Source organism: Anaeromassilibacillus sp. An200 (genome assembly GCF_002160025.1).
GTDB classification, from domain to species: Bacteria; Bacillota; Clostridia; order Oscillospirales; family Acutalibacteraceae; genus Caccousia; species Caccousia stercoris.
The window spans coordinates 1-12,102 of sequence record NZ_NFJU01000056.1 but is presented as its reverse complement, the minus strand read 5'-3'; the positions used below and the strand labels follow the sequence as shown (position 1 = coordinate 12,102).

At 46.4% G+C, this 12,102-nt stretch carries 13 protein-coding genes; 8 read left to right on the top strand and 5 right to left on the bottom strand.

The genetic code is table 11. The features are described 5' to 3' along the window. Positions 1-204: hypothetical protein (locus B5F35_RS19055; RefSeq protein WP_206424064.1), on the top strand; the 204-nt coding region annotated here is incomplete at its 5' end. A gap of 22 nt (positions 205-226) precedes the next feature. After that, entirely contained in the window at positions 227-2,488 is a 2,262-nt protein-coding gene (locus tag B5F35_RS16330; protein WP_087242624.1) for a tetratricopeptide repeat protein, read from the top strand. On the opposite strand, the gene B5F35_RS16325 is transcribed toward B5F35_RS16330, so the two are convergent. After that, entirely contained in the window at positions 2,459-3,460 is a 1,002-nt protein-coding gene (locus tag B5F35_RS16325; RefSeq protein WP_087242623.1) for a D-alanine--D-alanine ligase family protein, read from the bottom strand. The genes B5F35_RS16330 and B5F35_RS16325 overlap by 30 nt on opposite strands. 337 nt (positions 3,461-3,797) lie before the next feature. On the opposite strand from B5F35_RS16325, the gene B5F35_RS18805 reads away from it, so the two are divergent. From B5F35_RS18805 to B5F35_RS16305, 5 genes are all read left to right on the top strand, one after another. Beyond that, positions 3,798-3,959, top strand: coding sequence for a hypothetical protein (locus B5F35_RS18805; RefSeq protein ID WP_162611461.1), 162 nt, complete (start codon positions 3,798-3,800; stop codon positions 3,957-3,959). 321 nt (positions 3,960-4,280) lie between these two features. Further along, a complete protein-coding gene (locus tag B5F35_RS16320) occupies positions 4,281-4,688 on the top strand; it encodes a single-stranded DNA-binding protein (protein WP_087242622.1) in 408 nt (135 codons plus the stop codon). 95 nt (positions 4,689-4,783) lie between these two features. Next, the gene (locus B5F35_RS16315; protein WP_087242621.1) at positions 4,784-5,599 is read left to right on the top strand and encodes a hypothetical protein; all 816 of its coding nucleotides are present in this window, start codon (positions 4,784-4,786) and stop codon (positions 5,597-5,599) included. A 29-nt stretch (positions 5,600-5,628) separates the two neighbouring features. Then, a complete protein-coding gene (locus B5F35_RS16310; RefSeq protein ID WP_087242620.1) occupies positions 5,629-6,699 on the top strand; it encodes a DUF932 domain-containing protein in 1,071 nt (356 codons plus the stop codon). Positions 6,700-6,734: 35 nt separating this feature from the next. Further along, positions 6,735-7,160 (top strand): hypothetical protein, encoded by a 426-nt coding sequence (locus B5F35_RS16305; RefSeq protein ID WP_242969565.1) that lies wholly within the window; start codon positions 6,735-6,737, stop codon positions 7,158-7,160. 36 nt (positions 7,161-7,196) lie between these two features. On the opposite strand, the gene B5F35_RS16300 is transcribed toward B5F35_RS16305, so the two are convergent. Then, entirely contained in the window at positions 7,197-7,442 is a 246-nt protein-coding gene (locus B5F35_RS16300) for a helix-turn-helix domain-containing protein (RefSeq protein WP_087242619.1), read from the bottom strand. 121 nt (positions 7,443-7,563) lie between these two features. Between B5F35_RS16300 and B5F35_RS16295 the strand changes: the two genes are divergently transcribed. After that, the gene (locus B5F35_RS16295) at positions 7,564-7,821 is read left to right on the top strand and encodes a hypothetical protein (protein WP_087242618.1); all 258 of its coding nucleotides are present in this window, start codon (positions 7,564-7,566) and stop codon (positions 7,819-7,821) included. Positions 7,822-8,392: 571 nt separating this feature from the next. Here B5F35_RS16295 and B5F35_RS16290 read toward each other — a convergent pair. From B5F35_RS16290 to B5F35_RS16280, 3 genes are all read right to left on the bottom strand, one after another. After that, positions 8,393-9,217 carry an RHS repeat protein gene (locus B5F35_RS16290; protein WP_087242617.1) on the bottom strand — a complete coding sequence of 275 codons (825 nt, stop codon included), beginning with the start codon at positions 9,215-9,217 and terminating at the stop codon, positions 8,393-8,395. A gap of 35 nt (positions 9,218-9,252) precedes the next feature. Continuing rightward, positions 9,253-10,734: an SMI1/KNR4 family protein gene (locus B5F35_RS16285; RefSeq protein WP_087242616.1), complete on the bottom strand. Its 1,482-nt coding sequence runs from the start codon at positions 10,732-10,734 to the stop codon at positions 9,253-9,255. After that, positions 10,724-12,102: RHS repeat domain-containing protein (locus B5F35_RS16280; RefSeq protein WP_140401265.1), on the bottom strand; the 1,379-nt coding region annotated here is incomplete at its 5' end. The genes B5F35_RS16285 and B5F35_RS16280, both read right to left, overlap by 11 nt.

Below are 12,102 nucleotides of genomic sequence, written 5' to 3'. Positions count from 1 at the left end.
TTTCTGCATTCTTTACCAGCATTTTTATCACCCCAAACTCATTATACCGCATTTTCTCCCTTTATACGAGAAAAAGGCTACCAATCGGTGACCTTTTTCGACAGGCTGAAATTCAGATGCGGGAAGCCACTCATGAGTGGCTTCCCGCATCTGAATTTTTTTGCAGCAAGATTCAACAGAAGGATAATCTGCAATTATCGTTGATTACGCACATCGGGGGAAGCTTATGGACTATGCAAATAGGGATATTGAGTATTCATCTCTTCGAGACTGCCTTCTCAACGGCGCGGCGCCCATCTGGATATATACATACCATGCGAGCGGTGTGACTTCTTTTGTGAAAAAGCGAATGCATGAGGTCTGTGTTTCTCTGTTTGGTGAAAATATATTTTATATCGATGCATCAATTGGGAAATCCCTCTCCGAGTTACTTCTAACATGTCTGGTACAGACTGAACATCTGGACAGGCTTCAAACGTTCGCAGATAAAAAATGGGGAGAGCATAGCGATTCCCTGCTTTCAGCAGCAATGGAGGGCGTTCCTTATGTCGGCCCCGCACTCGGTAGATTGGTGGAAAGGCGTACAGCGGCGCCCATCTATACCGGGGTCTATCCTTCGGCAATGGACGAACTGCTTATACAGTTTTTCAGCAAAAGTGAACACCACTTTTTGATTGTTATAGACGCTGTAGAATTGTTGGCTCAATCATCTTTTGACCTCTTGGCAAAGCTTTTGAAAACTGAGTCCATTCAATGTATTTTGATCAGGACAGAGGAGACACTTCAGTGCGATAAACTTGAAAATTACTTGTTTGAAGAAGGCATAGACCTTTCCACTCATATTGAGTTTGACCGGCCACAGGTCAAACTCATAAAAGAACTGGGTGCCCTCTATGATATTACGATTTCCACTGACGAGGCTTCAGCAATCATTTCCAAGACTCAGCAAAACATTCACGCGATCATAAAAGAAATCAGAAACATAAAGAAGCATTCACCCAGTCAAGCAATGACTCCCTGGGAGAAAGCTGCCGTTCTAATCCTCCAAATCTGGGGTGGTCCCATAGACGAAAGTACCTTGTATCAAATCATCACAATGTCTGAAGTGTTTTCAGTCAACGAATCTGAAACCTTCCAAAGCACCATCAGTATGTTGCAGGACAAGGACCTTATTGAAGGTGGTCCACAGGGGTGGCTGCTGAAGGGTCGAAATAATCCCCTACTTCAGAATATTGTAAGTCAAATCAGTGATCAGCTTGTTTATAAGAACATCGTGTATGAGTTCTTGTCTCGCAGAGACAGCGGGCAAAATCATGCTGAACTTCGGTATCGGCTCTCTCGGGAGTTAAATTGTACAACTCCAGACGATGCGAAAACATATCTTCATCAAGCCATCATATGTGGTAAGGAAGTACCACAGGAATTAATGGATGATGCCCACCTGAAAAAAGGTAAGCGCAGTGATTGCCTCCTCGCTGGGATCAAATTTTGCAGGGAACGCAGATTTGAAGAAGCGTTTGCGTGGATAGATTCCATACCGGATGGCGAAATCACAGCAGATATAGATGCGTTCCGAGCAACTCTTCTGAACAGGGTCCGACGGCCTAAAGAAGCGGAGGCTGCATTACTGCGATGCCTACAGAACAACAAGGATCCTGGCCAGCAGAATCTCTTAAGCAGTTTCCTGATATCGACCTACATTCATATGGAAAGACTCGCTGACGCGCAGGCGGTCTACGAAGAAAAAAAAGACTTGTTCCCTGACGGCCCGATGCATGGGTATCTAGTCCGCAACGCCACATCTGCATATCGAGAATATCGTGAAGATTTATACACACAAGCACTGGATGACTTTCTTGCTGATCAGGATGACTTTGGGTATTTTACAACCTTGTGCAACCAAGGGAATGCTCTCTGCAAAGCGAAGGACTACCAACATGCACTGACAGTTTTGGAAAAGGCTCGAGATGGCCTTGGTATGTTTCCTCGGAGCAATCTCCATATTGTCTACAATGATCTTGGTATCTGCTATTTTCTGCTGGACAAATACCAGGATGCTTACCAATGTCTGCTTTTGGCACAGCGATTCGGGCAGAACTCAATGCCCCGGATCTTTTCGACGATCAATCTTGCATGTATAGAAGCCGTTATGGGAAACACAGAGCGTGCCGTTCAGCGGCTCAATGATATCGAACAGGCAGTGGAAAATCACAAACTGGATCGAGTCCGCCAAAAATTTTATGTCAATTGCTTATTGGTTGAATCTTTGCATGGCAACAAGATCCTCGAAGGACGAATCGCGAAAGCTTTGACATATCCAGACCGCTATTTCCCTAAGCAAACAAAACATGCGGTGCAATACTATCTGAAATTCATAAATTCTGGTAAAAAACATATACAGAATGATTGGCGTGATTTGTATTCGCCATGCGGTCTGGCATATTGGTATATGGATCCCCTAAAACTGCTTACCGAAGGTATCGTCTAATAGTCCCGAGCGGTATAGACTTGAAAATGTAATGTTCTCTATCAATTCCTCATATCCAATGTTCAGATGCTTTGCAGCTTGGCTCACCGTGGAGTGTTCTCCTAAGTTGCAGCACACATTAAACTCCAGAAAATAGGGGATACCAGTGCTTTCCTCGACAATGTAATCAAATCTTGTATAGTCCAGAGGCTGTACCAACGGATACATCTTTTTTGAAGCGGACTGAAGTTGTAACTGTAAACTTTTGTCTCCAACGATCTCTCGGGTCAGGCCCGGGGCGATTTTCCGTTTTTGCTCATATGTAACGATCCCGCTATCCAGCATCGAATGCTGTGCAATACAAGGCAGATACATGAAATTTCCAAAATTGCTTAGAACCGGGCTTGTATGATACACGCCTTTAATTTGACATTCTACGATCACATCCATACCCAGAGCATGCAACTCTTTAATTTTGTTCTTGGCTGCGCTCCAGGAAACACAGGCTGATGATTCATCGATCCCCAATGACGCTGCGCCAAAACGCGGTTTACAGAAATACGGAGGTTCAAAGGGTGGTTCTTTTAGCTCCGCTCCCACATTGTATATCTGCCACGCTGGCGTTTCCACCCCTGCGTATTTTGCCATCATTTTCGCTAAGTGTTTGTCCTCCGCAAGGGCGCGAATATTTGGCCGGGCACCTAAGTACGGAATATTGTGATATTCTGCAACAGAAGACACAAAAACCTCTGAGTTACGAAAGGGCATTCGGTTGTATAGCGAAAAGATATAATCCACAGACAAATCGCTGTGGAGCATAATCCCAGGATCACAGCAAGAAACTGTCAGGGGGAAAACCTTCTTTAAAATCTGAAATACTTTGAAGTGGTATTCAGCGTAGACCAGATCTCTCACTCCTGTCGGTAGCGGAGCATCTGGTGTCGCCGGCGCATAATGTGCTAAATATAAAATGCGGATATCTTTAGGCTCCATAGACTATATCCCTCCCCCACAATCAGGCGCTTTTTCGAATCAGCTCACGAGCTCAGGTTTTATTGAGCGATAATAGCTGATTATCCCCGAACAACAGATAATTGCAGATTATCCTCTTATTTTATTTATTATATCATATTTTTGGAATACTCCCAATAATTTTTTTACTTTTAACAGTTTTAGAAAATAAATGCTTTCTAAATACTTGGTAAGATAAAATAGACATATGTAAACCCGAAAGGTTGTGTCTACACAATAAAAAATATTTTGGGAAAGTTGCAGAACATCCTTGTTTTTGCCTCTATTTTATGTATAGAACGGAAAGGAGGTATGTTCCATGTACAAACCTTATACTATCGACCGGTATAAGGTGTATCAGTTTCTGGAACAGACATTTGCGCTGGAGTATTTTCTGCTTTGTCCAATCTCCAGCAGTACGCTTATGCTGGAAGACAAAGTGGGGGATAAATTGCCTTTGTATTTCAGGATGGTGAAGTGAGTGAGGTTCCCATACTGTCGATGATTACTACCGACACATAAACCGGATTTTGTGATTCGCCTTTGCTTTGTTTCTATATATAGATAAATATATATTGACATACACAATATATAGTGATATGCTAAATGTGTAATTGATATTTGTGCGTTTCCCTTATGGGATGCAGATTAAGTTCTGTACCGCGGGTCAAATACTCGCATTGCACACGCTGTTAAGTTTGTATGTAAGTGTCAGTGGTATTTCTGCGCTTTTTATGAGCGGATTTCTGCTGGCACTTTTTATATATAGATAGTAACGCCAAAGGCGAGGAAAGGAAGTGTTATGGCACAGATATTTGTATTTGGCCGAGTTATGCATGAGCTTATCCCCAAAGAAAGCCAGTCAAAGCAGCCATATGTCAGTTTTGACTTGATGGAACGGACTGGTGGAAATCAACCGGAATTCTATCAAGTATGGGCCGGTGGCGAAGATGTTGCCCGACTCATACGGCTCAAGGTCAAAAAAGGCAGCATGATCTGGCTTACCGGATCGCAGAAATTGGTGGATATTCGCCAAAAGGATGGGATCACTATCAAGAAGCTGAAAATATGGCTGAATGATTTTGGTTATCTTCCCGGCCAATTCCCCAAAAGAACATCGGAAAGTGAACAGTATGACTTCGTCGAAGCGGCAACCATCCCGGCATTCACCGAAGTGATGGATGGTAATCGCGAACCCCTACCGGAATAAGAACCGATATCATAGAGGGACCGTATCAAGTTTTCAGAATTGACTGAATCTTGGTGCGGTCCCTCTTTTTTTGTTTTACAGAAAGGATGGTCGTAATGAACAATGATAAAGGACTTTTGAGCGGCAGTATTACCATTCTGATTGGTGCTGTCATTGCCATCATGGCTCTGGTGCGCGGGCCATGGCAGGCATGGCTACTGATTGGGGTATTTACCCTTTGGGGGCTTTGGGTCGTACTGATCCTACTGCTTCCCTATATGGAGCAGGCCAGACGTCGGCGTAAGCGTCAGCAACGGGAGCGCCAGCTTCATGCTGAAGGGGTCTCTCAACCGACATTTCAAATCCCGGAATTGGAGGAACCAATCCCAGATGAACTTCTTCTGCGCTATGCCAATCACCGCATCCTTGGATATCTGCATTCCCTATACGCAGATGCCTATTTTGAATGGTGTGAAAAATCGCCTGTTGAGCTGATCCGCAGCAGCGGAACAGGACGCATCCGCATTCACGGTGTACCAGATTTCGACCATGCGGACATCACCTTCCATAAGGATGCCACGATCCAATGCGATATGCTGAAAATTGTGCCCCTGTCCAAGCTGGGAGCCGCTGGTGAGGAAAGCATCGATATTCCACCCAACAAACGGCCCATTGACCCCAATATGTGGTATGAGAATCATGGGCGCGAGGTGCTGGAAACACTGGTTGCTGACCTCAATTCGCACGGGCTCAATAAACTCACAATGAAAGAAAACGGCAACCTCTGCATCCAGCAGGGTGAGGAGCTGGTACCACAGGAGCATCTGTCTAATTTTCCGGCAAAGGTCTATTGGCCCCGGTTGGTGGAAGTATTGGATCGCAATGGCCTAGCTGCTGAAACTACGGCTCAGGGAATTCAGGTATCCTGGTAAGTACATCAGAAGAAGGGAGTGAAATTGCAATGAAATCAGGGATCAGCCTTGTGGAGATGGCACAGGAAATTCAGAGACAAGCCGAGCTGAAAGCTGACTATATACTGGATACCAGAAGCCTTTCCATGGAACCTTACAATTCCAAGCTGTATCTCAACGCCTATGATAAAGTGGGTGTTCCTGCAATGGAACCACTGGAAATCAATGCAATTGCCCACAGACAAATCGGAACTCACTTGAAAATCCCGGCGCCTTACTATGATAAGATGCTGGAGCAATACCCGGAGCTGCTTGCCCAAAATGTAAATGGTTGGTTTCAGCAGGAACCGGCCACACGCATGGTTCGTACACTGAACGGCACTGCACGAGCATTTCTGAGCAACCGCTACCGCCGTATCGACAATCTGGACATTGCCAGCATCGTCCTTCCGGTCCTTCAGGACATGGAGGGGATGCATTTTGAAAGCTGCCAGCTCACCGAAAGCCGTATGTACATTAAGGTGGTCAACACCCGTCTGCAGGCGGAAGTTGTCCCCGGTGACATTGTACAATCCGGTATCATCATCAGCAACAGCGAGGTGGGGCTTGGCTCTGTCAATATCCAGCCGTTGGTTTATCGTCTGGTGTGCAGCAATGGCATGGTGGTAAACAGCGCCCAGACGCGCCGGAAGCATGTTGGCCGCGTTGAGGCCACGGAAAACTACCAGCTGTATTCGGATAAGACTCTGGAAGCAGACGATAAAGCGTTTGCCATGAAGATTCAGGATACTGTTCGGGCGGTGGTGGATGAAGTGAGCTTTTCTCAAGTGGTCAACCTGATGAAAGATGCCAAAGAAGCCCGCATGAACACCACGGATGTACCCGGTATTGTTAAGCTGGTCAGCAAGGATTTTCATATCACGGATGAGGAAAGTGCCGGCGTGCTACAGCGGCTGATTGAGGACAATGACCTGACCTTATATGGTCTGTCCAATGCGGTAACGCGACACAGCCAAGACGTGGAGAGTTATGACCGTGCCACTATTCTGGAGGGGATTGGATACGACATTCTCTCCATGCCGGCGAGTCAATGGAATCGGTTCAATCAGATGGCCGCTTAATAACGGTTATCAGAAAAATTAAGGAGGAACGAACTATGTACGAACAGAACAACGCTTTGACGACCCAAAACGAGAATGTTTTCCTGCTGCCCACTATGTTAGAAGGAGATTTCAGCAAGGAAGAGATCGCGGAAGATGTCGAGGGCATGGAGTCCATGAGTTTCCAGCGGGTCAAGATTCCTGCTGGCGGCGCCATCCAGTACGAGATCCCCACTGAGGACCCGGACAACCCGGATTACTCCAAAACACTGGAGGGGGTTATTCTCTACAACCATTCGGCATACAATCTCTGGCCGGAAGGAAATGAGTATGATGAAGATACCAAGCCTCTCTGCTCTTCTGTGGATGGTAAGATGGGGATTGGTGAGCCGGGCGGCGCCTGTGACACTTGTCCTATGAATGCGTATGGTTCTGCAACGGACGGTGGCCGTGGAAAGGCCTGTAGTGCGACTCGTTCCTAACTGAAAAGGTTAGGCACTGTCCAAATGGTAATCAGCTTAAAGATGCAAACCATCAAAGAATTCGTCAAATGAGCTGACACCATAAATTTGTTTCAATGCTAATAAAACACTAATGCGCACACTATAGCGCCCTTGCTCCATTTTAGCAAGGATGTCCTCAGTCATTGGAATACCCAAAACCTCTAATTGCGCCGATGCCTCACGCTGAGACAGTTTAGCTCTCTTGCGTAAGGTTTTCAGATTGTGTCCTATTGAAATATCCTGCTTTAATCCATTAGACATGTTTACCTCCCGTATTATGACAAGAATTACTGGATAAATATATCCATATTGATTTTACCCTATCTGATGTGGTATGATTGGATAAATACATCCAGTTTTGGGCGTTGGGAGGTCGAACAAGATGGAAAAGAATAAGGATGAAATGCTGGCAGAGCTCCAAAGGAAAATCGAGGAGCTACCTGAAAAGGCGCAGCAAGCAATGTATTGGACAATAACACACTTTGATTTTATTAAAGATATGTGTGGAAATCCGGGAATGACAAATGAGGAAATTGAAAAATACAAGAAGGATGCGTATGCAAAAGGAGATTATACAATGTTAGCGCTTTTGTGTGCGGCGCAAGCATTCAATAATAGCAGTGAAACAACGGAACAGTAGAACTGATAATCCAAGGAGTGGAATGAGAGGGTAACGCCTTGAAACGCTCCCCTTGATACTCCGGCTGGCGGTGTAAGTGGAAACGCTGATCGTCAGAAGCCCGGTAAAGTCGGCTGAAAGTGACCGTATTGCGGCTGTATGAACAACGCAACGAAATCTGTCCAGAGGTGGATGGTGTCACCTACAGGCCGGAGGTCTACAAAGCATCTATGGTTAGAATGATAAATGTTATCTGACGAATCCACGAATGTACGGGTCTATACTTTTGGGGCATAGAAATGTGCTCTGGCGTTAATTCGCTGTCAGCGTGGTGAAGTAAAAATTGCAAGTATGAAACACCATACTGCGTTACAGGCGTGGTACAACTGACAGGCCTATAGTGGAAACCTAAGGATGCATATGAATAGATAGGATTATCGGAACGAGGAAAGGTACTGAGTTCTCTCATTTGGGAATAGGCGGACGAAACATATAAGCCGCCGAATCAGTGCTGAAAAGTAGAGGTCGAACCAATGAAGCTCCTGTAATGGGAACAGAGGAATGGCCTCAAGTCGCTGTGATAATAGTCAAGTCATCGGTTATTCATAAGCAAGCCCTCCGGGGTGTATTCGTAAAAATCACCCAGAGCGCCGTCTTTTTCTTTTTGGAACAGGGGCGCGCCGTAGAGGTTGTACCCCATCTCCACCGTCACGCCGTTGCGGTCGGTGCGGGCAATGAGGCGATCTTCCCCATCGTATTGGTAGGTCTCTTTTTCACCGGTGGGATCCACCATAGCGGAGAGCTTCCCCATGCGGTTATACTCATACTGGGTGGTATGGCCCTCACCGTCGGTGGAGGACACCATATTCCCCGCGAAGTTATAGGCATACTGCTCCGTGGAGCCGTCCGCCTTCCTCACGCCGGTGATCCGGCCCCACTCATCCAGCAGGTACCTGGTCTCGTTTCCGTTGCCGTCCACAATGCCGATAATCCGGCCCTGGGCGTCATACTCCAGCTCCTGGCTGGCACCGCCCATGCTCTCCATGCGCCGCTGGGCGCCGGTGAAATCATACTCATACTTCACGCCGCTGCCCACGCCGTCCACGCGCTGGAGCAGGCGGCCCGCCCCGTCGTAGGTGTTGCTCTGGAGCACATGGCCCTCCGGGCTGACCACCGTAAGTACCCGACCCTCGGCGTCGTAGGTAAACTGGAAGCCCTCGCCCCCGTCCGTCTCCGGATTGTATTCATTGGGACGAATCAGACGCACCACATGGCCGTTCCGGTCGTATACCGTCCGCTGTACCCCGCCGTCCCGCTCAGTCCTCCGGATCTCCCGGTTCAGCAGGTCATAGGCAATACGGGTCTTGCGCCCCTGGTTGTCCGTGATTTCCACCAGGTTCCCACACACCGCACTCATGCTCCTGAACGAGGCTCCTGAGAAGCTCCTGCCGCTTAAGTAAGGCCCAACATCTTCAAGAGTTTTTCTAAAACATCATATCCTTTTGCGTAGATATACAAGCTCTCAGAATCCCTGTCATACACCGCAATCCCCTGCCCCTCACATACATCATAAAGTTGTCTACTATTTCCAATAGCAATTTTGCTGGAAATACCAGCTAGCTCTGAGAGGTACTGCTTCAATGGATCTTGTGTAAGTTGCTCTTCTTTGATATGTTGGCATTCCTCCATAACAAGTCCTATGCTTTCATCTTCTGAGATGGAATCCATAAACTCCACCGCAAGGTATCCGTCTAGCACTCCTGCGGCCTCCCACTCTCGCTCCCATTGACGATACATCAGAGAACTCCCCGGCTGTACTGCCCCATAGAACGAGCCCTGGTTTTCCTCTAAAAACTTTATCTTTCCATCTTTCATTCGACGTAGCTTTGATATGCTCCAGATGGTATCATAGGACGTGAATAGCGATTGAGGCAAATGCATATAAAATTCTTTCAGCGAAATGGGCAATTGGCACCCCAACTTCTGTTCTGCTTGTTCAATTTTTTCTTTTGGGGTGCATCTGCCAGCCAACCCTGTAAAATCTCTAATATACTCTAATATCGGAGAAATCGGAATCAACAACCGTTCCTCAGGCTCAGGCTCCCATATCTCCGCCGGTGTCACATTCCCGCTCTGGCTTTTGATCCATTCTAATGGGGCCCCCGTCTCCTGAATAAGCTGTTCCAGCGGTTTATCTGTGTCAGCACCAAAAATCACATCATAGCCATCGTACAGACAGTCCACATCGGATGGTAGATTTAACCCCAGGATCAGACCACTCTTTTTGTCAATCTTAAGCTCTTGTGCTCCTTCCGCAAATCCTATGAACCAATCATAAACATCCCAAAGCGACTTCGTCACCTGACTGCTCCGCTTGTGCTTCTCGCCATACAGATCCTGTACTCCTACAAGGCTCTTCAAGGACTGAATGACCTGAGTTCCGAGGATATTCAGAATACAAACGCTGATGGATTGTCCACTGGTTCCGCGTACAATCTTGATTGGCTTGTCAAGATTCTTTTTTGGAAAATTTGCTTTCAGAACAAGGCCAAGTTCTTCGCCATCCCATGTCCAATATGGATTCTCCACGCCATATTTTTGTTCTGCTGAGATCGCTGGCCCAAATGCCCGTTTTCCCCCTATAAAAATAGGGATAACCTGATAATACTGTTGCTCATCTTCCGCTTTTCGTAAGGTTAATTCCTCCAAAGGGATCATCCGACAGGTGGTAAACATGGAGTCTTTGGGGGAAACATGAAGATACAGTTTCCGTACAGCATCAGGAAGTTCTACAGTTAATTCACATTCTTTTTCCTTTATATCTTTCTCTGTCACATTACTAGAGAGGTGTTCTCCAAACGAAAGCAATCTTTGCAAATCATTTAAAAACATAAATATATCCCTACCTTTGTAGTCCAAAAGCTCAAATGTCATAATGTTTTAGCGGATAAAGTTTGCTAGTAGCCTCAGTGTCATTCATATGACGGAAACGTTGTTCCACTTTTTCTTTGGAAAGATCATAATTAAATTCCCAAAAAGTCTCATCTAATTCGCCGGTGTATTCAATCACTATTTTCCCCTTTTTATCGCCTACAACACCTCGTAGTCTTGGCCTGCAATAATTCAAACACGGTTCTTGATAACCAGCCAAAGAATACTTTATGTTATTTAATCCACCCCTCTCATCAATTTTTTTAAGGATTGCTTCATTCATTGCAAGAGCTTTTGGTTCTGTGTGAGTATTTCCTGAGCCTCCAGTTATCGCAATTTCTTGTTCAATCTTATGCAAATTCAAATCACTCAGTTCAATTTGGCTCATCACTGTAGAAGTAGATACTTTTTTATTTTTAAATGGATTGCGTCCACTGGCAAAAACATCAGCAAAAATTATAGATTGTTTTCCAGAAGTATCGGTAGCGCTTACAACATCCAATAAAATATGTCCTCGTACCGATTTACCATATTTCAGATATGCCAGACCATACATATCTTCTGCTGTAACTGGGATTCCGTTTAATACCTTTGTGTAAATTTCCTCTTGTAATTCATTTATAACATTCGTCTTCTTGCGTATAGAATCAGCATACTTACGAATTTGTCTTCTTGTAGCTGCGTCAAGTCCATCCTTATAGAATCCACTTAAATCCACATAAAAAACCGGGTTATTGGCGCAGTACGCATACAGGTTGAGCCCATCGCCCCGGTAGGTGTCCTCCTGTGTAAACCGGCCAATAATCGGATTATAGAACCGGGCTCGCAGATAATACTGCTGGGTGATGGGGTCAATCTGCTGGCCGTAGTAGGTGAAGCGGTTGGGGACGGCCTCCTCCCTGACCGTGATCTTGCCCCAGGCATCGTAGGCGTAGCGGTTTTGGACATTACCGTTGTCATCGACAATATGGGTGGTTGACCCCATCTCGTCGCTGGCATAGTGGTAGTACGTCCGGGCGCTCTCTCCGTCACTGCTGCGGGCGATCAGCTCCGAGCCGCGGATCAGGCGGATCACGTTGCTGTTCTCCTCCTGCTCTGCCACGGCCTCGCCCTTGTGGAAAATGAAGCGCACCAGCCGCCCGTTTTCTTCCATCTCATACCGCAGGCCCTCCGCGTCGTAGCGGTTCACCTGTACATTGCCGTCAAAGGCCTCCGCCTTCACTGTCCGGTTGAAGGCGTCATAGCTGTACTGGACCTTGTCATCCACCAGAAGGTTACCGGCGTTGTCGTACTGGAACATCGTCGTTACGCCGTTTTTCGTATAGGCCATCAGGCGGTTGCGGGGGTCGTACCGGTACAGCTCCTCCTCCC